The following is a 24,370-nucleotide window of genomic DNA, read 5'->3' as shown; positions in this document are numbered from 1 at the left end:
GAGGAAAAATGTTATTAGGGATAATTGGTGCAATGAATGAAGAGGTAATTCAATTAAAAGAAGCTATGGTTTTAAATGAAACTAGGGAGCTAGGAGGATATAAGTTTTATAGAGGAACTTTATTAGGAAAAGAGATTGTATTGGTTGAGTGTGGAATAGGAAAAGTAAATGCAGCAATATGTTCAACACTATTAATACAGGAGTTTAAAGTTGATAAAGTTTTATTTACTGGTGTAGCTGGAGGCTTGAATCCAGATATAAATATTGGAGATATAGTTGTATCAACAGATTTAATAGAGCATGATTTTAACTGTACAGCATTTGGATATGATTATGGAGTAATACCTAGAATGGAGAACTCTAAATTTAAAGCTGATAAAGAGTTAATAGAATTAGCTAAAAAAGTTGCTGAAAAGAATTTTGGAAAAGAAAGAGTATTTACAGGAACAATTGTAAGTGGAGATGAATTTGTAGCATCAAACGATAAAATAAAATGGTTAAGAGATACATTTGTAGGTGAGTGTACAGAGATGGAAGGAGCTTCAGTAGCTCATGTATGTTATGTTTTAAACAAACCTTTTGTAATAATAAGATCAATATCAGATAAAGCTAATCACGATGCAAATATGAATTTTGATGAATTTGTGAAATTAGCAGCACAAAATTCAAAAATAATAATAGAAGGAATGTTAGAACTAATATAAATTGTATATTAAGGGGGAAATGTATGGATATTGAAAAACTATTGAACGAGTTATATTCCTATTCACTGCATGGAATAAAACTAGGTTTGAAAAATATTGAAGATATTTGCGAAGCTATGGGAAATCCTCAAAAAGATTATAAGACTATTCATGTAGCAGGAACAAATGGAAAAGGCTCAACATCGACAACAATAGAGCAGGTATTAATAGAAGATGGAAAAAAAGTTGGGAAATATACATCCCCCCATATTTTAAAATTTAATGAAAGAATATCAATTAATGGTATTGAAATAAGCGATAAAGATATAGCATATTATTATGCCTATGTAAAATCAATAGTTGAAAATTTAAAATTAACTCCAACATTTTTTGAAGTTACCACAGCGATGATGTTTAAATATTTTTCTGATAAAAAAGTAGAGTATGCAGTAATAGAAGTTGGTATGGGTGGACGATTTGATGCAACTAATGTTATTGAGGGAGATATTTGTGTAATTACAAATGTTAGTCTAGATCATACTGATTTTTTAGGAAAAAATATATATGAAATAGCTTGTGAAAAAGCTGGAATAATAAAGAAAAACTCTAAAGTTATTGTAGGAAGTTCTGATTTAGAATTTCTAAAAGGAATCGAAGAAAAAACTAAAATATATGTAAATGTAATTGAGAAATATAAAAACTTTAAATATTTTTTAGATTTTACAAAATATAAAACGGTTATTGAAATAAATAATACATTGTATAATTTTTCATTATTTGGAGATTATCAATATAAAAACTTTTTATGTGCTTATGAAGTCTTAAGTGAGTTAGGAATAAAGCCAGATGTAATACAAAAAGGTATAGAAAATGTAAAATGGCAGTGTAGATTTGAAATAATATCTACTGATAAAAATGTTATTGTACTAGATGGAGCTCATAATGAAGATGGTATGAAAACACTTTGTGATACTTTAAAAAAAGGATTTAAAAAAAATGAGATTGTGGCAATAGTTTCAATATTAAAGGATAAAGATTCTAAAAAAATATTAGAAATTTTAGAAGAAAATGTAAGTAAAATTATATTTACATCATTATCTGAAAATCCTCGAGGCCAAAGTGCTCTAGAGTTATTTGAAAAATCTAATAAACAAAATAAGGATTATAGAGAGAATATCGTTGAAGCATTTAATTTATCTAAAGTAGAAAATAAAAAAATCATTTTACTTTGTGGGTCATTTTATTTATTGAGTAAATTTAAAGAGGAAGTATTGAAATAATGAGAGGTAGATTTTTTTTTAAGATTTTTACATTCGTAGTAGTTATGGCGATTGGGTATTTTTTATATGAGCACATAATTATTTTAAGAAATGAATACATAAAAAGAGAGCAACACAAAAACATGTTTTTAGAAAAAATCAATGGAACATATAAAGAGAGAGAGAAAGATTTCTATAAAAATAACTAGAGGAGCTTAGAATGGAAAGAATTAGAGCAAGAATATTTCCAAAAGTTAATGATTTAGCAAATGTTTTGGGGTTGATTCCACTATTAGATGTAAATATGGAAAAAGAAATAAAAACTCAAAGTGTCTATAGAGTTGGTTATGAATTAAGTGGTTTTTTTTCAGAAGGAGAAGAGCTACAAAGTAATATAAATGTTTTAGGTAGAAAAGAGATTGGGTATTTAGAAAGAGTGGAAAAACAAAAAAGAAAAGAGATTCTTGAAAAATATTTAAGTTATCCTTTTCCGGCATTAATCGTAACTGTAGAAAATAATATAGTGGATGAAATAGTAGAAATAGCTAAGAGATATAAAAAACCTGTATTAAAATCAAATAATAAAACTATAGAGTTTATAAGGAATGCTAAATTTTATTTACAAAAAGTATTAGCTGAAGAGATTATAATTGATAATTGTATACTACTTGATATATATGGTGTTGGAATACTTTTAAAAGGATATGAAGATGCTAGACTTGGTGCAACAGTTGAACTTTTAGAAAGAGGACATAAATTTATAACAGATACTAGATTAAAAGTTCAAAATATAGCTAATAGATTTATATTAGGATCTAATACAGCAGATAAAGAAAATGGTGATAGTCACTTCTATCTTTTTGGAAAAGATGGTAATGATATAGATGTTACGACACATTTTGGAATAAAAAGCACAAGAAAAAGAAAAAAAATTACTTTATTAATTGAACTTGAAAAGTGGGATGAGAGAAAATTTTATGATAGGCTAGGATTAGATGAAGTATATGAAGAATTCTTAGGATTTAAAATACCGAAAGTAACATTACCTGTAAGAAAAGGGAGAAATTTAGCTATTATAATTGAAACAGCAGCAATAAATTATCGATTGAAAAAAACAGGAGTAAATTCAGCAGAGTATTTTTGGAAAGAATCTAAAAAGTTAATTGAAGAAAACAGAGAAAATAAAAAGAGAGGTTTAGTTGTGAATGATAAAACAAGTATGCCAGTTAGATATATAAAATCTAGATTTAATTTAAATGTTTTAAATGGAGAAGAGTTTTTAGATAATAAGTACATAACAACAACAGGAGTTTACAGACCATCTTTAGCTCTTACTGGTTATTTCGATATGTATGGTGAGGACGGATATAAAGGATTGCAATTATTTACAGAAACTGAATTTAAATATTTAGATAGTATACCAACAATAGATAAAGAAAAAAATTTAGAAAGATATTTAGATGAAGATTTTCCAGCTATTATAATTTCTGGAGTAAAAAATATTCCCGATTATTTTTTAAATAAAATTATTGAAAAGAAAATTATATTATTAGAAACAAAATTAGATAGACCAAGTCATGTTGTGGCTACATTTAGTGCTTATTTAGAAAATTACTTTGCACCTTCAACATCAGTTCATGGAGTTTTTGTAGAGTTATATGGTTTTGGTGTTTTGTTAACTGGAAAAAGTGGAATTGGAAAAAGTGAAACTGCTTTAGAACTTATTCATAGAGGGCATAGGTTAATAGCAGATGATTCAGTTAGATTTGAAAAAGGTGTGATAGGTGATATAACAGGAAGAGCATCAAAGTTACCATATTTTATGGAGATACGTGGATTAGGAATTATAGATGTTAAAGCATTATACGGTGTTGGGGCAGTAAGAATTAGCAAAAGACTTGATATGATAATTGAGCTTCAAGAATTAAAAAGTGAAGATTATTTAACAGCTATGGATTATCAAGAGTCAACAGAGGTCTTATTAGGAAATGAAATTCCTAAAATAAAACTTTATATCTCTTCTGGAAGAAATGCAGCTGCAATGGTGGAGATAGCTGTAATGAATCTTATGGCTAAGAGAATGGGGTATAACTCAGAAGAAGTTTACTTGAAAGAATTAAAAAATAAAAATTATAATGATTAAGAATCGGGGGATTTAAATTGAAAAGAAATAAATTTAAGATTTTGAGAGAGTATATTTATATTTATATAGGGACATTAATTGCTTCAATAGCTATAAATGCATTCTTAGTCCCATCTAATTTGGCACCAGGTGGAGCAACAGGTCTTTCAATCTTAATAAACTATATAACAGGAATACCTGTAGGGACATTAATATTTGTTATAAATATACCACTATTTATAATAGGAGTTAAAATTTTTGGAAAATCTTATGGAGCTAAAACTTTAGCTGGAATTTCATTTTTATCTTTGAATGTTGAATTAATAAAAAAGATTATACCTGAAATAGATAAGATTATAGATTTTACTAATCCCAGTAATATTTTTCTAGGAACTCTATATGGAGGACTTTTAATGGGAATTGGATTAGGAACAGTTATAAAAAATGGTGGAACAACAGGTGGGAGTGACATAATTTCAGGAATTTTAAATAAATTTTTTAGAATTCCAATAGGTCAAGCATTAATACTAATAGATTCAACAGTAGTTTTACTAGCTGCATATATTTTTGGTGCAGAAAAAGCATTGTATGCATTAATAAATTTATATGCAACAGGAATAGTTATAAATAAGTTAATTAATGGTTTAGGTAACGCAAAAATGGCCTATATAGTGACTTCTGAAGTTGAAAAAGTGCGAAAAATAATTGTTGAGGATTTAGGAAAAACAGGAAACTATTATCAAGCAGAAGCATTATATTCAAAAAATAGAAGAGATGTTGTAACAACAGTTCTTAGAAATAGAGAAATATTTTTATTAAAAGAACTTATAACAGAGGTTGATAAAGAGGCTTTTGTTGTTGTTTCAGATGTTCATGAAGTATTAGGCAGAGGTTATACTTTCGATATAGATAGTGCTTTAAAAAATAGAAAGGAAAAATAATGAAAGAAATAAAGGAAAAGATAGAGCAAAGCAATAATATAATTATTGTAGGCCATGTAAACCCAGATGGAGATACAGTAGGGGCTGGATTAGCTCTTTTATTAGGACTTGAAAAAAAATATCCAGAGAAACAAATAGATTTTGTTTTACAAGATGATGTTCCAAAGAATATAGCATTTTTAAAGGGATGTGACAAAATAAAAAAAACAGAGGATGTCATAAATCCAAATTATGATTTAGCTATTTTTGTAGATTCTGCTACAGTGGAAAGAGTTGGGAAAGTTGCGAAATTAATAGGAGATATATTTAAAATAAATATAGATCACCACATAAGTAATCCAAAGTATGGAGATATAAATGTAGTGAAAGATATTTCTTCAACTTCGGAAATTATGTATTCAATTTTAAAAGACTTGAATATAGAGATTACTTTAGAAATGGGTGAAGCAATTTATTTAGGATTAGTAAATGATACAGGAAACTTTGCTCATAGTAATGTAACAGATAAAACATTTTTGGTAGCTTCTGAATTAATGAGAATAGGTGTAAACAACAATAAAATTGTAAATGATTTTTTTAAAACAAAATCTTATGAAAGAATGAGGGTTCTAGGAAAAGCATTAAGTGAAATGGTCTTTGTAGAGGAAAAGAAATTAATGTATTTTTATTTATCGTATGAAGCATTAAAAAATTTAAATGCTATAAAAGATGATACAGAAGGCATTGTAGAAGAATTAATTAACTATAGTGGTAGTGAAGTTTCTTTATTTTTAAGAGAAGAGGAAAGTGGAAAAATAAAAGGAAGTTTAAGAAGTAAACATGATGTAGATGTAAATAAAATAGCAGGAATTTTTGGTGGTGGAGGACATATAAAAGCAGCTGGATTTACAACAGAGCTTTCACTAGAGGAAATTATAAAAAAAGTAGTAGAAAACTTATAAATAGTGTATAATTTTATAAAAAAAGGAGGGTATGTAAATGGCAGATTTTGATATAATTTTTTTAAAGCCCACTAGATTCGAGGATTGTTTAAAATGCGTAGAGCATATAAAGTCTGAAAAGATAGTTCATATAAATTTATGTGATTTAGATTCTGAGAAATCTCAGAGAGTTCTAGATTTTATTAGCGGGGCTGTACATATACAAGAGGGACAAATAATTAATCCAGGAGATAAAATATATTGTTCAATTCCAAAAAATAAGTCATATGAGTTAGATTATAAAGATTTATCAAATAATATAACAAATCCAAGATTTGATGAAGAGGAAGAGATTATTCCAAGATACCATAGAAGATAAATAAAAAAGGGACTTTTTAAAGTCCCTTTTTTTACACTAAGATATTTTTAGTTTTTTATTTAATCAGCCAATAAAAAAGCTTGGCAACTACCTATCCTCCCAGGGGGCTGCCCCCCAAGTACTTTCGGCGTTTACGGGCTTAACTTCCAGGTTCGAAATGTTACTGGGTGTACCTCCGTAGCTATCGTTGCCAAGCTATATAATAATACCATTTTTTTTATAAAATGTCAACAAAAAAAATGGACCGAAGTCCATTTTTTCTAATGAATAATATTAAAGATAAGTTCTTCATCTTTATAGTCAACTTCGACAGTTTCTCTTTCTTTAACATCTCCTTTTAAGATAATTTTAGCTATTTCAGTTTCAATATATTTTTGAATATATCTTCTTAATGGTCTAGCACCAAATTGAGGATCATATGCAGTTTTAGCTAAAAATTCAGCAGCATTATCAGTAATTTTAAAATTGATTTTTCTATCTTTTAATTTATTTTCTAAAGCTTTTAAAAGTTGACGAACAATATTTTTAATCTCTTTAAGTCCAAGACCTCTAAATATTATAGTTTCATCTATTCTATTTAAAAATTCAGGTCTAAAATTAGAAAGGAGCATTTGATTAATATTAAATCTAGTTTCCTCTTTTAAACTAGGGTCTTCTAAAATTAAATGACTTCCAATATTAGATGTCATAATAATTAAAGTATTTTTAAAGTCAACAACTTTTCCTTGGCCATCAGTTAATCTACCATCATCTAAAACCTGTAAAAGTATATTGAAAGTATCAGGATGAGCTTTTTCAATTTCATCGAAAAGAATAACAGAGTATGGTTTTCTTCTAACTACTTCAGTTAACTGTCCACCCTCTTCATAACCAACATATCCTGGAGGGGCACCAATTAATCTAGTAACCGAAAATTTATCCATATATTCACTCATATCTATTCTTATTACATTTTCTTCATCATCAAATAGGAAGTAAGCTAGAGATTTAGCTAAGTAAGTTTTACCAACACCAGTAGGTCCTAAAAATACGAAAGATCCAATTGGTCTATTAGGGTCTTTAAGTCCAGCACGAGCTCTTAAAATAGTTTCAGATACGGCTTTAACAGCTTCTTCTTGTCCAATAACTCTAGCATTTAAGTTATCTTCTAATTTTAAAAGTTTCTCCTTTTCACTTTCCATAAGTTTAGAAAGTGGAATACCTGTCCATTTAGATATAACTTCTGAAATTTCTTCAACTCCAACTTCTTGTTTAACAAGTTTATTAATTGGAACTTCTTCAAGGCGCTCTTGCTCTTTTATAAGTTCTTTTTCAAGAGTAGCTAATTTACCATATTTCAATTCAGCTAATCTATTTAAATCGTATTTTCTTTCAGCTTCTAAAATTTCAAGTTTAACTTTTTCAATTTCAGCTTTAATATCTTTAACTTTATTTAAATCTTGTTTTTCGTTTTCCCATTGTGCTTTTAAAAGTGATTTCTGTTCTGTTAAGCTAGAAAGTTCTTTTTCTAAAATTTCTAGTCTTTCTTTAGAATACGGATCAGTTTCTTTTTTTAGAGCTTCCTTTTCAATTTCCAATTGCATAACTTTTCTTGTTAATTGATCTAACTCTTCTGGCATAGAGTCCATCTCTGTTCTAATCATAGCTGCAGCTTCATCTATAAGGTCAATTGCTTTATCAGGCAATTGTCTATCAGGAATATATCTATGACTAAGAACAGCAGCCTCAACAATAGCACCATCAGTTATTCTTATACCATGATAAACTTCAAATTTCTCTTTGATACCTCTTAAAATAGAGATTGTATCTTCAACAGTTGGTTCATTAACCATAACTACTTGGAAACGTCTCTCTAAAGCTGGATCTTTTTCAATATATTTTCTATATTCATCTAATGTTGTTGCTCCAATAACTTTTATTTCTCCTCTTGCTAACATAGGTTTTAGTAAGTTACCAGCATCCATGGCACCATCAGATTTTCCAGCTCCAACGATTGTATGTATTTCATCTATAAATAGAATAATTTCACCGTTAGAATCTTCAACTTCTTTTAAAACAGCTTTTAAACGCTCTTCAAATTCTCCTCTAAATTTAGCACCAGCAATTAGTGAACCCATATCTAAAGAGAAAACCTTTTTATTTTTTAAAGAGTCTGGAACGTCTCCATTTAATATTCTTTGTGCAAAACCTTCAGCAATAGCAGTTTTACCTACTCCAGGTTCACCAATTAATACGGGATTGTTCTTAGTTCTTCTAGAAATAATTTGGATAGTTCTTCTAATTTCACTATCACGACCTATAATAGGGTCAATTTTACCTTGACGAGCTAACTCAACTAAATCTCGACCATATTTTTCTAAAACTTCATATTTAACTTCAGGATTAGGAGAATCAACTTTTTTATTTCCTCTAATCTCTAAAATAGTTTTTTCAAATAGAATACGGTCAATTCCTAATTTTGCTAAAAAACTAGTGTTGTCAAGTAAAGAGAGAAATATATGTTCTACACTAATATATGAATCTCCCATTAATTGCATAAGCTTTTGAGCTTCCATTAAAATTTCATTTGTTTTAGAGTCTAATCCAATTGAAGTATTAGTAGCTCCTTGAATTTTTGGAAGTTTATTACAAAGATCTTCTAAACTATTTTGTAAAGAATTTGTATTAACTCCCATTTTTGTTAAAACTCTAACAATTAATCCCTCTTTATGAGCAACTAAAGCTAGTGCTAAAATTTCGGGTTTAATGCTTTGCTGCATATAAGTTTGAGCAATAGTTTGTGCATCAGTTAATGCAAGCATCGAGTTTTCTGTAAAATTATTCGGATTCATAAATATCACCTCTTAATAAAAGATAATTAAATTATTTTAAGCTGATTATTTTGTCCTCTTCTCCAATCTCTTTTAGATGTTCATTTCTAACAATTTCAATGACTTCCATCATTTTCTTTTGTATATGATCGTAACCAACATCTTTTATATGAGGAAGAATGCAGTCAGAACAATCTTTAATTCCACCAGCTGTATATTTATACTTACCTCCGCACTCATTTCCTAGCATATAAAGTGGACAATAACAAAATAAACAGTTAAAGTTCTCAGTATTCTCCATTTTATGACATGGAAAAAATTCACAATTTTTATTTTGATTAAATTTATAGTTCATAATCCCTCCCAAATAAATAAAAAATCTATATCTAAAATATACTACTCTTGAATAATTAAATCAAGAGAAATAAACAAAAAAACAGTCTAAATAAAAAATTTAGACTGTTTTTAAATGTTTAATATATTATATTAATACACTTCTATAGCATTTTCAACGGGTTCATTTAAAACTACCTTAATAGCAACAATAGCTACTTCTAATTGCTGAAGATCAGGTTCTTTTGTTGTTATTCTTTGAAGAGCCATTCCAGGTGCAGCAATTAATTTAACTAACCAGTTATCCAAATGATTACTAGTGTATCTTTGAAGTTCATAAGATATACCTGCTATTAGAGGCATAAAAAGAACTCTTAAAATAACTTTAGTAAAAAGTTTTGTTACAAAACTAGTTGGAGGAGGTAGTATAAAATCAAGACCAGTAAAAACGATAATTGCAATAAACATAACAATTAATAAGAAACTAGTACCACATCTAGGGTGTAGTGTTGTAAATTTCTTTGCATTTTCAGGAGTTAACTCTAAATGCTGCTCATATGCATAAATTGATTTATGCTCAGCACCATGATATTGAAAAACTCTTTGAATATCTTTTGAAAAAGAAATCAAAAATATATATAGCACAAAGAAAGAAAGTCTTAAACCAGCTTCTAAAAGATTACTATGAATTTTATTATCTCTAAATAAAAAACTACTTATAACAGAGGGAAGAACAATAAAAAGACCAATTCCCAAAGCTAAAGAAACAATGGTAGTCATAACAGCCTCTTTTTGAGATAATTGCTCTTCTTCTACTTCAGCTTGATTAGCTGAAAAAGTAAGCTCCTTAACTCCTAGTACTAAAGAGTCAAATAGAGTTATTGCACCTCTGATAAAAGGGATAGTAGAAAGTTTATTTCTACTCTTCGATATTTTTGTTTTTTTATAAACTATATCACCATTGGGTTTTCTAACAGCTGTAGCAAGAAGATCTGCATTTCTCATCATAACTCCCTCTATAACTGCTTGTCCACCTACGCTTGAAAATTTTTCTTTACTCATTGTCACCATCCATAAATTTAATTAGATTGTATTTTTGTCATAAGGTTTTCCAGAAGCACTTGGTGCAACTGCTTTTCCAACTACTCCAGCAAGAGCTAGAAGAGTTAATAAGTATGGAATCATTTGGATGAACTGTGGAGGAATAAATGTTACATATTGTTGAATAACAGTTTGAGCTGCATCTGCAAATCCAAATAATAAACTAGCAAATAGAACACCTTTTGGTTTCCACTTTCCAAAAACAAGAGCAGCAAGGGCAATAAATCCTCTTCCAGCTGACATCTCTTTTGAAAACTGACTAAGAGCTCCAATAGCTAAATATGTTCCACCAAGACCAGCAAAAACACCAGACATAACAACACCAAAATATCTAACTTTAGCAACACTAATACCAACAGTATCAGCAGCTAAAGGATACTCTCCAACGGCTCTCATTCTAAGACCAGTAACTGTTTTATATAAAAAGTAACCAGACCAAATAGCTAATCCGTAAATAATATAAATTAATAAAGAGAAGTCAAATAGTAATGGAATTCTAGTTGCAGATGGACTATTAGATGCCTGTTCAAATAGAACTCTTAGCATGAAAATAGTGAATCCAGATGCAAAAAGGTTGATAGCAACACCAGATACAGTTTGATTACCTCTATATTTAATACTTATTATAGCATGAACTAGAGCAATTAATCCACCAGATATAGCACCAGCTAAAATTCCTAGAACCCAACTTCCTGTATAATAAGAAACAACAGCTGAAGAGAAAGCACCAATAAGCATCATTCCCTCAAGACCAATATTAACAACTCCACAAACTTCAGAAAACATTCCACCAATAGCTGTTATAAGAATTGGAGCAGCTTGTCTGATTGTGGCTAAAATTAAACTTATAATAATACTTACCATTACTCAGCTCCTCCTTTTGAACCTTTTTCTAACCAAGATCTAATCATATTTTCAGCAGCAATTAATAAAATAATAATAGCTTGAATCATTATAACCATCTGGCTTGGAATACTTGTATTAAATTGCATAGCTCTACCACCAACTCTAAGAGCAGCAAATAAAATAGCAGCCAATAAAGCACCGATAGGAGTATTTTTTCCAAGAAGGGCAACTGCAATTCCATCAAATCCATAAGTAGCAGTTAATCCTGTCTTATAAGCATATTGACCAACACCACCAAGAACTCTTTCAACACCACCAAGACCAGCAAGGAATCCTGATATACCAAGAGTTAAAATGATGATTTTTTTTACATTTATTCCATTATTTTCAGCAGCAGTAGGATTAAAACCAACAGCTTTAATATGATATCCTAAAACTGTTTTTTCTAAAATAAACCAAACTAAAAATACTGCAACTAAGGCAAGAATAAATCCATAATTTAAAGGAACTCTAACATCTAATAATTTTCCTAGTCTTGCAGCTTCAGCAACTGCAGGAGTTTGAGGATTAAATCCAGGAGCCTTTAGTGGATAGTTTAAACAGTATTGCTCAAAACTAACTGCGATATAGTTTAGCATAATTGTAGATATAACCTCATGAACTCCAAGTTCAGCTTTTAACCAACCGGCAATTGCAGCCCAAAGGAAACCAGCTAAGCCACCTATTAGTAATATAACAAAAACATTGCTTATAAAAATATTAGCAACAAAACCACCAAGAGCAGCAGCAGTAAGTCCTGCCATAGTCATCTGTCCTTGAGCACCAATGTTAAACATACCACCTTTAAATGCAACTAAAACTCCAAGTCCTGTAAAGATAAGTGGAGTTGCTTCTAAAAGTGTTCTTGCAATAGGAGTAAGTCCATCAAATGCTCCAGTAAATAAATAATAATAAGCTTTTACAGGATTTTCACCCATATACAGAATAATACCTGCACCAATTAATAGAGCTAATAAAACTGCTATAATAGGTACAAGAATATTTAAAACTTTTTTGTTTTTAATCAAGTTTACCACCCGCCATAAGTATTCCAATTTTTTCTTCATTTGCTTCTTCTCTAGAAAGAATTCCCGTTATCTTTCCAGCACACATAACTGCAATTTTATCTGAAAGATTCAGAATTTCAGATAATTCAGAGGAAACAACCATAACAGCTTTCCCTTTTGCTTTTTCATTTAAAATTAGTTTATGGATTGATTCGATAGCACCGATATCAACTCCTCTAGTAGGTTGTCCAGCAATAATAAGGTTATTGTTTTTCTTTTCTAGCTCTCTAGCAACTATAATTTTTTGCTGATTTCCACCAGAAAGTCTACCAAACTCAGTATCAACACTTCTAGGTCTAACATCATATTTTTCCATAAACATTTCTGCATCTTTTCTCAATTTAGAAAAATTTAAAAGTCCAAATTTAGAATACTCATCTCTTTCAAGACCAAGAGCAAAATTTTCCATAACACTAAATTGTGATACCGCAGCTCTTTTATGTCTATCTTCTGGAATATGAGCTAATCCCAGTTGAGATATTTTTCTAGGTGTTTTCTTTTTTAAGATAACATTATCAAGGATCATTTCACCAGAGTAGATTTCTTTAAGTCCAGTAAGAGCTTCAACAAGTTCAGTTTGTCCACTACCCTCAACTCCAGCAATTCCTAAAACTTCTCCTTTTCTTATTTCAAAAGAGGCGTTATTAACTTTTATTACATCGTGATGATCTTTAACACTGACATCTTTTACAGAAAGAACAACTTCACCGATTTCAACCTCAGGTCTTTCTGTAGTGAAAAGTACAGCTCTTCCAACCATAGCATTTGCAATTTTCTCTTTAGTAGCTTCTTTAGTAGGGAAATTTGCAATATCTTTACCCCTTCTAATAACTGTGATATTATCTGAAATATCTAAAACTTCTTGAAGTTTATGTGATATAAAGATAATAGTTTTCCCTTCAGCAATAAGATTATCCATAATCTTATAAAGTTCTTTAATCTCTTGTGGAGTTAAAACAGCAGTAGGTTCATCAAATACTAATAGATTTGCTCCTTTAAAAAGTATTTTCAAAATCTCCACTCTTTGCTGCATACCGATTGATAAATCTGATACTAATGCATCAGGATTAATAGCAAGTCCATATTTTTTTGAAACATCAATAACATCTTGTCTAGCTTTATTGATGTCTAAAGATAAACCTTTTTTAGGTTCAACACCTAAAATCATATTTTCAGCAACAGTTAAAGTAGGAACTAACATAAAGTGTTGATAAACCATACCAATTCCTAATTCAGCAGCTTTACTAGGTGAATCTATTTGCACTTCTTCTCCGTGATAAAAAATTTTACCAGAAGTAGGAGTATAAAGACCGTTTAACATTTTCATAAGTGTTGATTTTCCTGCTCCATTTTCACCAACAATAGCGTGTTTTTCACCTTTTAAGATTTTCAAAGTAATATCGTCGTTTGCGATAACTTTTCCATCTAAGAAAGTTTTTCTGATGTGTTGCATTTCTAAGATATAATTATTCACTTAGAATCCTCCCTAAATTTATTCAAGGTTAATTTAAAAAATAACCTTATAAAATTATATTATGTTATATTAAAGTAGTCAACTTTTTTTATTCTTCTCTTTTTATTATAACAAATGTAATATCATCATTTTGTTCACAACCGTTTTGAAATTTATTAATTTCAGACAGTAAATTTTGTTTTATCTCTTTTGAAGAAAGATGAGAGCTTTCTAACAGAACATTTTTAAGTCTCTCTATTCCAAATAGTTCTTTATCTTGATTTTCAGCTTCACTAATTCCATCAGTATAATAGATAACGATATCACCAATATTAAGGTGAATTTTATCTTGTTTATAGCTATAATCATCTAAAAATCCAATTGCTACTCCCTTAACAGAATGAGTTTCAATTTGTTGAGTAATACTATTATATACAACTAAAGGATTATGACCAGCATTTGAATATGTAATAGTTTTGGTATTATAATCATATTTACTATGCATCATTGTAATGAACATATCTTCTGTAATATCAGGATAGATAAGCTTATTAAGTTTTCTTACATTACAAGAAGGTTGTTCTCCTTGAAGCTCTAAAGTTTTTAAAACAGATCGACCTAATGCCATCAGGAAAGCTGCTGGAACTCCTTTTCCGCTTACATCAGCGATAGTAATGCTAAAAGTATTACTATCTAAAAGAGAGTAGTCATAGTAATCTCCACCGATTTCTTTCGCTGGTTCAAAAAATGTTGCTACATCAAGTCCTAAAACTTTTTTAATTTTCTTAGGGATAATTCTTTTTTGAATTCTTGATGCTACTTCAAGTTCTTGAGACATTCTTTCTTTAATAACTAGATCAGAGTAAATCTGTGCGTTATTGATAGCTATAGCAACTTGAATAGTTAAAGCTGAGATAGTTTCTTCATCACTTTTAATAAGTTTTGATTTATCCTCAATTATAAAAATAACTCCAAGCTCTTTTCCTTTAACTGTAAGAGGAGAAGCTATTATTTTTTCATCTGGTGTAATAGAAAATCCTTTTAGCATTTCGTTATATATTTTTTTATAATCTTTTCGTGTAAATTGTGATAGAACTTCTTGAGGATAACTTAATTCTCCTCTAAAATGAATCTCTCCTTTAATCCTTTTGTTGATTAGTTTACCATCTTCCCATAAATAAAGAGAAATTCTTTTAGCTCCAGTTAGAACAAAGTAAGCATCCAAAATAGTAGAGATAATTTTATCTAATTCCATTATGGATAAAACAGTTCTCGAAAGCGAGTTGATATTGGATAAACTAGCAACTCTTTGCTCTAGAACTTGGTTACTATATTCAAGTTGTTTAGATTTAGTTAAAAGAGATTCATAGGTAACTTCAAGTTCTTTTTTATATTCTCTAAGTTCTTCAATAGAGTTATCTAATTCTAAATCTTGTTTTGTAATAGCTGTAGTAGCTCTTTCATAGTCATTTTTTAAATCTTCTGATATATCATTTAAAAATTCTTTACTGACAAAACTTTTTAAAATTTTACTTGTCTCTTCAAAGTTTTTTTTCTCTTGCTTTTTTAAAATTAAAAAGAATATAAAAAATAAAATAATAAAAGAAAAATATGTAATCAATTAATTCTCCTCCCAAGCAGAGAATTTTTTTTCTAAATTTTCATTAGTTGAATTTTTTCTCCATTCTTTTCTTTTCCATTTTAAAATTCTAGATACTCCAGTAGAGTCTTTAGAGATATTTTTTAGTTCATCTAAAGAATTTGGAGTTACTATATTAGCTGTAAAATCATAATTTTCAGTTGAATAAATATTCTTTCCATTTCCAACAAAAATAATTAAATTGTCAGAAAGAACTTTAAATCCAGAATTATTAACTGACTTCTCAAAAATAACAGGATTATTGGGAAAGTTTTTCAAGTTAATATTTTCGCTTGAAGAGTACAAAGGAGCATTAGCTATATCATTATGCATAGAATAAACAAAATTCTTTTTAATTTTATTTAAGTTATCAATTAAAGATTTCCTATTTAATAAGACGCTTTCCATAAGAAGACTTTTATCAAGCTCAGTATATAAAAATTCTGAGTTATACATGTATTCGTTATCAGTAAGTTGTAGTAATAAGTAATATTGTCTGTTTAAAAGTTTTTGTAAATTACCAGCATTTTCAGGTGTTGAAACAGTAATTGTATTTAAATAATTAACATCATCATTTGTAAGATCTTCAACAACTTTCATACCTAAAATTTCTTTATCAAACCATCCAGTATTTAAAAGAGAAGAAAAATCTTTATTCATTTCATTTGAAATAAGAAGATTAATTCCATTCGCTTGAACATCATTTAAATTAGATAAATTTGAATCTAAAGTTTTGTAAAAAGATATTTTATCGCTATAACTTTGAGGATAATTTAAGGAAATTATTGTGAAGTTATATTTTCCTTGAGGAACAGAATTTTGAAATACAATGTTTTGGCTTTGATCTTTTCTACTAGAGAATTGAGAACAACCGACAAGAGTAATTAAAGAAAAAAGTAAAATAATTTTTTTCATAATATTAAATCATCTCCTTTATTTTTAAGGCTAGGTGTCTTGGAATTATTTCTTCGAGTTCACCTAAAGTAGCATTTTTTATTTGTTTAACAGATCCAAAAGTTTTTAAGAGAAGTTCTTTCCTTTTAGGACCAATTCCAGGGATGTTATCTAGTTCGCTAGAGATAACTCTTTTATTTCTAAGTAATCTATGATAAGTAACTCCAAATCGATGAGCTTCATCTCGAACTCTTTGTAAAATTTTTAATGCTTCATCACTTTTAGAAAATACATATGGCGTATTTTCTGTATATTTATAAATTTCCTCTTCTTTTTTTGCGATACTTAGAAGTTCGGATATTCCATCCCTACCAATTCCTTTTAAAATTTCACCAACAGCATTAATTTGTCCAAGTCCACCATCAATTAAAATAACATCAGGAAATTCATTAATAGGAAGTTTACTATATCTTCTTTCAATAACTTCTCTCATCATTTGAAAATCGTCAGGAGTATCCTTAGTTGTAATTTTGAATTTTCTATAAAATTTCTTAGCTTTACGTCCTTCTACAGAGACACTCATTGAGGCTACAGCATCCTTACCTTGAATATTAGAAATATCAAAACATTCAATTTTAAATGGAAATCTTTTTAATTTTAATTTTATATATAGATCATTTAATCCTTTTTCGATAATAGATTTTTTATTATAAAAATTATCAGTATCTTTTTTTAAATTAAGTAATCCCATATCTAATAACTCTTTTCTCCTAGATTTAATTTTAGGGAAGAAGAAAGAGAGTTTCTTACTAAAAATATTTTGAAATAAAGTGTTAATTTTATCTTGAGAATTTTCTAAATTTTCTTGGAAAATAATATTTTTGGGAATAGGAAATTTAGAGTAATAAGTCATAAGAATCTCTTCTAAAATATCATCGTAGAATTTATATTCTAAATTAATTACATGGAAATTTTTACCTAAAATTTTTCCATCTCGAATATTTAAAACACATAAAAAAATCTTATTATCCTCAAGGCTAAATGTAAAAATATCTTCGTCAATAGAGTTATTAGCATCACTTATTTGAGTTTGAATATTTGTTTCAATTTCTTTTTTTTGTTCTCTAAGAAAAATAGCTTTTTCAAACTCCATATTTTCAGCAGCATGAGTCATTTGAATTTGAAGTTTTTCTAAAATAGTTTTAGTATTTCCCTTTAAAATTTCTTTTATATCTTTTATATTTTCCTGGTACTTAGAGATGATAGATTTATCTATACAAGGGCCACTGCAAAGTTTCATATAAAATTTTAAACAAGGTCGAGGATAAATTTTTTCCATATCTCGATTACAATCTCTAATTTGATAAAATTTTGAAAGCGTTTTTTTTAAATTCCACGCACCATAAGGGTATGGTCCAAAATAATCACCTGAGTTAAGATTTAATTTTTTAGTAGTTCTAACGATGGATATTTTAGGAAAAATTTCATTTGTAATTAACAAATATGGATAAGTTTTTTCATCTTTTAAACTAATATTATATTTGGGAGAATATTTTTTTATCAGATTATTTTCTAAAATTAGAGCATCGATTTCTGTATTGCAGATTATAAAATCTAAGTCATCAATATGTTTGACAAGCTCTTTGGTTTTTTCATCTTGATGATCTCTATTGAAATAAGAAGAAACCCTTTTAGATAAGTTCTTAGCTTTACCAACATATATGACTTTGGAGTTATTTTTCATCAAGTAAACTCCAGGATTAGCTGGAATCTCTTTATTAAAAATAGTTATCATATCATCTTACCAATTTCCTCTCTCATTTTCTCTATGAATAGAAAAAATGTTAACTTCATTAATATTTTTTAAATCTTTTTCAAGTTTTCTAACAAATGAAACAGATCTATGTTTTCCACCACTACAACCAATTCCTATTGTTAAGTGTCTTTTTTCATCCTTTATATAACCTGGAATTAAAAAAGTAATTAAATCTAAAATTTTATCATAAAGAATTCTTGAAGTTTCAAAACTCATAACATAATCGTAAACCTCATCATTTAAGCCAGTTTTTTCTCTTAGTTCTTCTAAGTAATATGGATTTGGAAGAGTTCTAACATCAAAAATCATATCAGCGTCAATGGGAACTCCATGTTTAAAACCAAATGATTGTAAATGAATATTTAAAAGAATATTTTTTGAAAAAGATGCTACAGCAAGTTCGATTTTTCTAGAAAGTTCTTTAGCACTTAAAAAACTAGTATCTATAATAAGATTAGCTTTATCTTTAATATCCTCCATAAGAAAAATTTCATCCTCGATGCTTTGTAAAAGAGTTTCTTTTGTTAAAGGATGTTTTCTTCGAGTTAAATTATATCTATTTAAAATAGATTGTGTAGATGCTTCTAAAAAGATTATTTTATAATCGATATTTAGATTATCGATTTCGTTAAAAAAAGTATTAAAATCATTTTCGTTGATAATTGTTCTAATATCTAAACCTAAAGCAATTCGCTTTACACCGTTTCCCTTAGTAGAATTCTTTAAATCTTTTAAAATTACTCCTGCAAATCGAAATGGAATATTGTCCATTGTAAAAAAACCTAAATCTTCTAAAGTTTTTAAACCAGTGGACTTTCCAGAGCCGCTAAGTCCAGTTAAAATGATTAGCTCCATGATATATTTCCTCCAAATATGTTTTACTTTATTATACAATAATAAAGATTAAAATTATATAAAAAAATAAAAAATGGATAGGACTTAATCCTATCCAAAATAATGTAATTTAAAGTAAACTAATTTTTGTGATACTATCTCTAATTAAATTTAAATCAACAAATCTAAATTCTTCTAAAGAGATTTCGTCTTGAACTTCTTTAGGTGTAAAATTAACTTTTTTAATAATATCTAAAACACCAACAATTATTTTAATTGAGTGAGTATTGTCCTCAATTTGTTTATCTGTTATTAAAATTGATTTAAAAGGATTATCTAGATTTTCTAAATTATATAAAATAGGGTCACTTAATAATCTATGTCCTTCTAAACATTTTTGTTCGATAAAATTTAGAACTTTTTCAATATTATATCCTTCTAAATAAACTACATTATCTGTTTCTTTGAAAAAATTGAAAACTTTATTATTATTGGTAACGATTTTATAATCCATAAAAAACCTCCCGTTTTATGTGTATGATTTTTCAGTAGTAATATTACAACGTAAATCATAATATATCAAGAGTAAAAAAATAAAAATTGACAACTTTTTAAAATTAGTATATACTCTTTCTCAGAGCAAAAAAAAGGAGGATGGAATATGTTTTTTAAAAATGGCACAAAAATTAAGAAAAAAAAGAAAAACTATTTGTCGTTTTTAAATTTATTTATTTCATTTATTAATAATTTATTTATGTTTTTAAATTTATTAGTTTTTAATTTTAATATTTATATAGACAAGGAATATGATTTTCATATTCCTTTTTTTATGCAAAAAATTTAGGAGGTTTAGATGAAGGGGAAGTTAATTCTTGAAAACGGAATGAGTTTTGATGGAAAAATTTTTGGAGAATTAGGTGAAAGCGTTGGAGAGCTTGTATTTAATACAGGAATGACAGGGTACCAAGAGTTACTTACGGATCCATCATATTATGGTCAAATTGTTGTTATGACTTATCCAATGGTTGGAAACTATGGAATAAACTTAGAGGATATGGAATCTAGCGGAATAAAGTTAAAAGGATTTATAATTAAAGAGGACGCAAAGCTTCCAAATAACTTTAGATGTGAAATGACATTAGATGGATTTTTAAGACAATATAATGTAGTTGGATTTAAAGGTGTAGATACAAGACATTTAACTAAAATAATAAGAGAAGAAGGAGCGATGAAAGCTCTAATAACTTCAAAAGATTTAACTCAAAAAGAGATAGATGAGCATTTTGCAAAATTTAATAATAGTGATGCTGTAGAAAAAGTTAGCACAAAAGAGATTTATGAAATTCCTGGACCTGGAAAAAGAATAGGAGTGATAGATTTCGGTGTTAAAAGAAATATATTAAGATCATTTGAAAAAAGAGGAGTTCATCAAATTGTATTTCCTTGGAATGTAACTGCAGAAGAGTTATTATCACATGATTTAGATGCAGTGTTTTTATCAAATGGACCAGGAGATCCAGCAGAGTTAACTGGAGTAATAAACGAAATAAAAAAATTAGTTGGAAAATTACCTATTGTTGGAATATGTTTAGGACATCAGTTATTAGCTTGGGCTTTAGGTGGAACAACAACAAAGTTAAAGTATGGACATAGAGGGTGTAATCATCCAGTTAAAGATTTAGAAAAAAATAGAATATTTATAACATCACAAAATCATGGTTACGTTGTAGATAAAGTGCCTGAATCAATGAAAGTAACACATATAAATTTAAATGATAACTCTATTGAAGGAATGAGAAGTGAAGAGCATAGAATTTTATGTGTACAGTATCACCCAGAAGCATGGCCAGGACCAGCTGATTCAGAATATCTGTTTGATGATTTTTTAAAAGTAATAGAGGGATAATTTTTGAGGCTATTTAAGTAGAGTTTGTAGGAGGCGTATAATGTTAGATAAATCGATAAAAAAGACACTGGTAATAGGATCGGGACCAATTATAATAGGACAAGCGGCAGAGTTTGATTATTCAGGAACTCAAGCATGTGAAACATTAAAAAAAGAGGGGATAGAAGTTGTATTAATAAACTCTAACCCAGCAACAATAATGACGGATAAGGCAGTTGCAGATAAAATATATATAGAGCCAATTACAGCAGAATTTGTGGAAAAAGTAATTGCAAAAGAAAGACCAGATTCTATTTTAGCTGGAATGGGTGGACAAACAGCTCTAAACATGGCAGTTGAATTAAACGATAAAGGAATACTTGAGAAGTATAATGTAAGAGTTATAGGAACATCTATTGAATCTATAAAAAGAGGAGAAGATAGAGAATTATTTAGAGAGGCTATGGATAAAATTGGAGAGCCTACAATAGAGAGTAAAATAGTTGAGACTTTAGAAGATGGATTTAGAGTTGCAAAAGAAATCGGATATCCAGTTGTTGTAAGACCAGCATATACTCTAGGAGGAACAGGAGGGGGAATTGCAGATAACCCTCAAGAATTAGAGGATATTTTATTAAAAGGATTAAAGCTGTCAAGAGTTGGACAAGTATTAATTGAAAAATCAATCTTAGGATGGAAAGAAGTTGAATACGAAGTAATCAGAGATAAAGATGGAAACTGTATAACTGTTTGTAATATGGAGAATATAGATCCAGTTGGTATCCATACAGGAGACTCTATAGTTGTAGCACCATCTCAAACGCTTTCAGATAGAGAGTATCAAATGTTAAGAACATCAGCATTGAAAATAATAAATGAGATAGGGGTAGTTGGAGGTTGTAACGTTCAGTTTGCTCTTCATCCAAAATCATTTGAATATGCAATTATTGAAATAAATCCAAGAGTTTCTAGATCATCTGCGTTAGCTTCAAAAGCTACAGGATATCCTATAGCAAGAGTTGCAACAAGATTATCTTTAGGATATACATTAGATGAAGTTGTAAATGAAGTAACTGGAAAAACTTTTGCATGTTTTGAACCAGCATTGGATTATATAGTAGTAAAAATTCCAAAGTGGCCATTTGATAAATTTAAGAAAGCTAATAAAAGACTAGGTACGAAAATGATGGCAACTGGAGAGGTTATGGCTATTGGAAATAACTTTGAAGCTGCATTTTTAAAAGGACTAAGATCATTAGAAATTGGAAGATATAATTTAGAGCATCCTGTGGTAGAGAAAATGACTATGGAAGAATTAAAAGAGATAGTTGTAAGACCAGATGATGAAAGAATTTTCGTTGTTGCTGAGATGTTAAGAAGAGGATATGTAAAAGAAAAGTTACAGAAATTAACTGGAATAGATAAGTTCTTTATGGAGAAATTAGAGTGGCTTGTAAAACAAGAAGAGTTAATGAAAAAGATGGAGCTTAAAGATTTAGATGAAAAATTCTTAAAAAATGCTAAGAAAAAAGGATTCTCAGATAAAGGAATAGCTCAGTTGCTAAATGTAACGGAACAAGATATCGCTAGAAAAAGAAGAGATTATGGAATTAAACCAGTTTATAAAATGGTTGATACATGTGCAGGAGAGTTTGCTGCAGATTCATCATACTTTTATTCAACATACGATCAATTTGATGAAGTTGATGTAACAGATAAAAAGAAAGTTATAGTAATAGGATCTGGTCCAATAAGAATAGGGCAAGGAATAGAGTTTGACTACTGTACAGTTCATTCGATAAAAACTTTAAGAAATATGGGAATAGAAAGTATTATTATAAATAACAATCCAGAAACAGTATCTACAGACTTCTCAACTGCAGATAGACTTTACTTTGAGCCATTAGTAACAGAGGATGTTATGAATATCATTGATAAGGAAAAACCAGCAGGAGTAATCATTCAATTTGGAGGTCAAACAGCAATAAAATTAGCTAATGACTTAAGAGATAGAGGAGTTACAATCCTTGGAACTTCAGCAGAGATGGTTGATGCTGCAGAAGATAGAGAAAAGTTTGAAGATATAATGGAAAAATTAGATATAAAAAGACCAAAAGGTAAAGCTGTATGGGATGTTGAGCTTGGAAAGAAAATAGCAGCAGAAGTACAATATCCAGTTTTAGTAAGACCTTCATATGTTCTAGGTGGACAAGGAATGGAGATTTGTCATGATGAATATAATCTTGTAAATTATCTAAAAGCTTCATTTGAAAGAGATCCTGAAAATCCAGTTTTAATAGATAAATATTTAAATGGAATTGAAGTAGAAGTAGATGCGATATGTGATGGTGAGGATATTTTAATACCAGGAGTTATGGAGCACTTAGAAAGAGCTGGAATACATTCGGGAGATTCAATAACAATATATCCACCACAAAATTTATACGAGGGTACAGAAAAGAAAATTGAAGAGATTACAAGAAAAATAGCAAAAGAATTAAAAATAAAAGGTATGATGAATATTCAGTTTATAGCATATGAGAATGAGTTATATGTAATTGAGGTAAACCCTAGATCATCAAGAACAGTACCTTATATAGCAAAAATATCTGGAGTTCCAGTAATTGATATAGCAACAAAAGTAATAATGGGAGAAAAACTTCAAAACTTAGGATTTGGAACTGGTATTTATAAAAAGCCATCTGTAGTTGCAGTTAAAGTTCCAGTATTTTCAACAGAGAAATTATCAGGAGTAGAAGTATCATTAGGACCTGAGATGAAATCTACAGGAGAGGTTTTAGGAGTTGGACATACAGCAGATGAAGCTATATTTAAAGGTCTTTTAGGTGGTGGAAGAGTTCAAAATGTAAGAAATAGAAAAGTTCTTTTAACAATAAGAGATAAGGACAAAGATGAATTTTTACCAGTTGCAAAATCACTTAAAAGCTTAGGTTGTCAACTGTTTGCAACAGAGGGAACTCAGAAATATTTAGCAGAAAAAGGAATTGAAGCAACAGCAGTAAGAAAAATAAATGAAGAATCACCAAATATTTTAGATTTATTAAAAAATAGAGAAGTAGATTTATTAATAAATACTCCAACTAAGGCAAATGATGCTCAAAGAGATGGATTTAAAATAAGAAGAACGGCTATTGAATATGGGGTAGAGGTATTAACTTCGATAGATACTTTAAATGCAATAATAAAAGTTCAAGAATTAAATGTTGATAAGATGGATTTAGATGTATTTGATATAGCACAAATATAAAAAAAGTTGACAAATATAAAAAAAAAGTATAAACTTCATTAAGTAATATTAAAGATAAAGATATACTCAAAGGGAGTAGTC

21 protein-coding genes and 1 rRNA gene are annotated in these 24,370 nt (G+C 28.8%); 10 read left to right on the top strand and 12 right to left on the bottom strand.

The features are described from left to right. Positions 1-8: 8 nt before the first annotated feature. Genes MKD34_RS06820 through MKD34_RS06790 form a run of 7 tightly spaced genes read left to right on the top strand, consistent with a single transcriptional unit; the run spans position 9 to position 6,304 of the window. A complete protein-coding gene (locus MKD34_RS06820) occupies positions 9-704 on the top strand; it encodes a 5'-methylthioadenosine/adenosylhomocysteine nucleosidase (protein WP_023050160.1) in 696 nt (231 codons plus the stop codon). Positions 705-727: 23 nt separating this feature from the next. Further along, on the top strand, positions 728-1,963 hold the full coding sequence (locus tag MKD34_RS06815; protein WP_240218831.1) for a bifunctional folylpolyglutamate synthase/dihydrofolate synthase: 1,236 nt from the start codon (positions 728-730) through the stop codon (positions 1,961-1,963). Beyond that, the gene (locus tag MKD34_RS06810; RefSeq protein ID WP_240218830.1) at positions 1,963-2,151 is read left to right on the top strand and encodes a hypothetical protein; all 189 of its coding nucleotides are present in this window, start codon (positions 1,963-1,965) and stop codon (positions 2,149-2,151) included. Before MKD34_RS06815 ends, MKD34_RS06810 begins: the two co-directional genes overlap by 1 nt. A gap of 11 nt (positions 2,152-2,162) precedes the next feature. Beyond that, complete coding sequence (gene hprK / locus MKD34_RS06805; protein WP_240218829.1) at positions 2,163-4,085, top strand: HPr(Ser) kinase/phosphatase; 1,923 nt, start codon at positions 2,163-2,165, stop codon at positions 4,083-4,085. Between the two features lie 17 nt (positions 4,086-4,102). After that, positions 4,103-5,005: a YitT family protein gene (locus MKD34_RS06800; protein ID WP_240218828.1), complete on the top strand. Its 903-nt coding sequence runs from the start codon at positions 4,103-4,105 to the stop codon at positions 5,003-5,005. Beyond that, on the top strand, positions 5,005-5,946 hold the full coding sequence (locus tag MKD34_RS06795; protein ID WP_240218827.1) for a DHH family phosphoesterase: 942 nt from the start codon (positions 5,005-5,007) through the stop codon (positions 5,944-5,946). The genes MKD34_RS06800 and MKD34_RS06795 overlap by 1 nt, the downstream gene beginning before the upstream one ends. 37 nt (positions 5,947-5,983) lie before the next feature. Beyond that, positions 5,984-6,304, top strand: a complete 321-nt coding sequence (locus MKD34_RS06790; RefSeq protein ID WP_240218826.1) for a cell division protein SepF — start codon at positions 5,984-5,986, stop codon at positions 6,302-6,304. Positions 6,305-6,382: 78 nt separating this feature from the next. Here MKD34_RS06790 and rrf read toward each other — a convergent pair. From rrf to MKD34_RS06730, 12 genes are all read right to left on the bottom strand, one after another. Then, positions 6,383-6,499, bottom strand: a 5S ribosomal RNA gene (rrf, locus tag MKD34_RS06785). Between the two features lie 65 nt (positions 6,500-6,564). Beyond that, on the bottom strand, positions 6,565-9,135 hold the full coding sequence (clpB, locus tag MKD34_RS06780) for an ATP-dependent chaperone ClpB (RefSeq protein ID WP_240218825.1): 2,571 nt from the start codon (positions 9,133-9,135) through the stop codon (positions 6,565-6,567). 31 nt (positions 9,136-9,166) lie between these two features. Then, on the bottom strand, positions 9,167-9,469 hold the full coding sequence (locus MKD34_RS06775; RefSeq protein WP_023050168.1) for a cysteine-rich small domain-containing protein: 303 nt from the start codon (positions 9,467-9,469) through the stop codon (positions 9,167-9,169). A gap of 131 nt (positions 9,470-9,600) precedes the next feature. Next, positions 9,601-10,509, bottom strand: a complete 909-nt coding sequence (locus MKD34_RS06770; protein WP_040406652.1) for a DUF1385 domain-containing protein — start codon at positions 10,507-10,509, stop codon at positions 9,601-9,603. A 21-nt stretch (positions 10,510-10,530) separates the two neighbouring features. Further along, positions 10,531-11,412, bottom strand: a complete 882-nt coding sequence (locus tag MKD34_RS06765; RefSeq protein WP_023050170.1) for an ABC transporter permease — start codon at positions 11,410-11,412, stop codon at positions 10,531-10,533. Continuing rightward, the gene (locus tag MKD34_RS06760) at positions 11,412-12,461 is read right to left on the bottom strand and encodes an ABC transporter permease (RefSeq protein ID WP_040406654.1); all 1,050 of its coding nucleotides are present in this window, start codon (positions 12,459-12,461) and stop codon (positions 11,412-11,414) included. The genes MKD34_RS06765 and MKD34_RS06760 overlap by 1 nt, the downstream gene beginning before the upstream one ends. After that, positions 12,454-13,974, bottom strand: coding sequence for an ABC transporter ATP-binding protein (locus MKD34_RS06755; RefSeq protein ID WP_282441575.1), 1,521 nt, complete (start codon positions 13,972-13,974; stop codon positions 12,454-12,456). The genes MKD34_RS06760 and MKD34_RS06755 overlap by 8 nt, the downstream gene beginning before the upstream one ends. A gap of 88 nt (positions 13,975-14,062) precedes the next feature. Beyond that, positions 14,063-15,574, bottom strand: a complete 1,512-nt coding sequence (locus MKD34_RS06750; RefSeq protein WP_240218824.1) for a PP2C family protein-serine/threonine phosphatase — start codon at positions 15,572-15,574, stop codon at positions 14,063-14,065. Next, positions 15,575-16,507 carry a hypothetical protein gene (locus MKD34_RS06745; RefSeq protein WP_240218823.1) on the bottom strand — a complete coding sequence of 311 codons (933 nt, stop codon included), beginning with the start codon at positions 16,505-16,507 and terminating at the stop codon, positions 15,575-15,577. Between the two features lie 4 nt (positions 16,508-16,511). After that, on the bottom strand, positions 16,512-18,278 hold the full coding sequence (uvrC, locus tag MKD34_RS06740; RefSeq protein WP_407933862.1) for an excinuclease ABC subunit UvrC: 1,767 nt from the start codon (positions 18,276-18,278) through the stop codon (positions 16,512-16,514). 9 nt (positions 18,279-18,287) lie between these two features. Further along, positions 18,288-19,157 carry an RNase adapter RapZ gene (gene rapZ / locus MKD34_RS06735; protein WP_240218821.1) on the bottom strand — a complete coding sequence of 290 codons (870 nt, stop codon included), beginning with the start codon at positions 19,155-19,157 and terminating at the stop codon, positions 18,288-18,290. Between the two features lie 109 nt (positions 19,158-19,266). Continuing rightward, positions 19,267-19,650 (bottom strand): GrdX family protein, encoded by a 384-nt coding sequence (locus tag MKD34_RS06730; protein ID WP_240218820.1) that lies wholly within the window; start codon positions 19,648-19,650, stop codon positions 19,267-19,269. Positions 19,651-19,797: 147 nt separating this feature from the next. On the opposite strand from MKD34_RS06730, the gene MKD34_RS06725 reads away from it, so the two are divergent. Genes MKD34_RS06725 through carB form a run of 3 tightly spaced genes read left to right on the top strand, consistent with a single transcriptional unit; the run spans position 19,798 to position 24,289 of the window. Continuing rightward, positions 19,798-19,980, top strand: a complete 183-nt coding sequence (locus MKD34_RS06725) for a hypothetical protein (protein ID WP_240218819.1) — start codon at positions 19,798-19,800, stop codon at positions 19,978-19,980. Positions 19,981-19,989: 9 nt separating this feature from the next. Then, the gene (locus MKD34_RS06720; protein WP_240218818.1) at positions 19,990-21,042 is read left to right on the top strand and encodes a carbamoyl phosphate synthase small subunit; all 1,053 of its coding nucleotides are present in this window, start codon (positions 19,990-19,992) and stop codon (positions 21,040-21,042) included. Positions 21,043-21,082: 40 nt separating this feature from the next. Then, complete coding sequence (gene carB, locus MKD34_RS06715) at positions 21,083-24,289, top strand: carbamoyl-phosphate synthase large subunit (protein WP_240218817.1); 3,207 nt, start codon at positions 21,083-21,085, stop codon at positions 24,287-24,289. The last annotated feature ends 81 nt before the right edge of the window (positions 24,290-24,370 follow it).

It is taken from the genome of Cetobacterium somerae (assembly GCF_022430525.1).
Lineage (GTDB): Bacteria > Fusobacteriota > Fusobacteriia > Fusobacteriales > Fusobacteriaceae > Cetobacterium_A.
The sequence above is the reverse complement of the archived record's forward strand: the minus strand, read 5'-3'. Positions and strand labels throughout refer to the sequence as shown.

Coding starts and splice junctions, on each gene's coding strand:
- MKD34_RS06820 (WP_023050160.1), top strand. CDS start 9: ATGTTATTAGGGATAATTGGTGCAATGAATGAAGAGGTAATTCAATTA.
- MKD34_RS06815 (WP_240218831.1), top strand. CDS start 728: ATGGATATTGAAAAACTATTGAACGAGTTATATTCCTATTCACTGCAT.
- MKD34_RS06810 (WP_240218830.1), top strand. CDS start 1,963: ATGAGAGGTAGATTTTTTTTTAAGATTTTTACATTCGTAGTAGTTATG.
- hprK (WP_240218829.1), top strand. CDS start 2,163: ATGGAAAGAATTAGAGCAAGAATATTTCCAAAAGTTAATGATTTAGCA.
- MKD34_RS06795 (WP_240218827.1), top strand. CDS start 5,005: ATGAAAGAAATAAAGGAAAAGATAGAGCAAAGCAATAATATAATTATT.
- MKD34_RS06790 (WP_240218826.1), top strand. CDS start 5,984: ATGGCAGATTTTGATATAATTTTTTTAAAGCCCACTAGATTCGAGGAT.
- clpB (WP_240218825.1), bottom strand. CDS start 9,135: ATGAATCCGAATAATTTTACAGAAAACTCGATGCTTGCATTAACTGAT.
- MKD34_RS06775 (WP_023050168.1), bottom strand. CDS start 9,469: ATGAACTATAAATTTAATCAAAATAAAAATTGTGAATTTTTTCCATGT.
- MKD34_RS06770 (WP_040406652.1), bottom strand. CDS start 10,509: ATGAGTAAAGAAAAATTTTCAAGCGTAGGTGGACAAGCAGTTATAGAG.
- MKD34_RS06765 (WP_023050170.1), bottom strand. CDS start 11,412: ATGGTAAGTATTATTATAAGTTTAATTTTAGCCACAATCAGACAAGCT.
- MKD34_RS06745 (WP_240218823.1), bottom strand. CDS start 16,507: ATGAAAAAAATTATTTTACTTTTTTCTTTAATTACTCTTGTCGGTTGT.
- rapZ (WP_240218821.1), bottom strand. CDS start 19,157: ATGGAGCTAATCATTTTAACTGGACTTAGCGGCTCTGGAAAGTCCACT.
- MKD34_RS06730 (WP_240218820.1), bottom strand. CDS start 19,650: ATGGATTATAAAATCGTTACCAATAATAATAAAGTTTTCAATTTTTTC.
- MKD34_RS06725 (WP_240218819.1), top strand. CDS start 19,798: ATGTTTTTTAAAAATGGCACAAAAATTAAGAAAAAAAAGAAAAACTAT.
- MKD34_RS06720 (WP_240218818.1), top strand. CDS start 19,990: ATGAAGGGGAAGTTAATTCTTGAAAACGGAATGAGTTTTGATGGAAAA.
- carB (WP_240218817.1), top strand. CDS start 21,083: ATGTTAGATAAATCGATAAAAAAGACACTGGTAATAGGATCGGGACCA.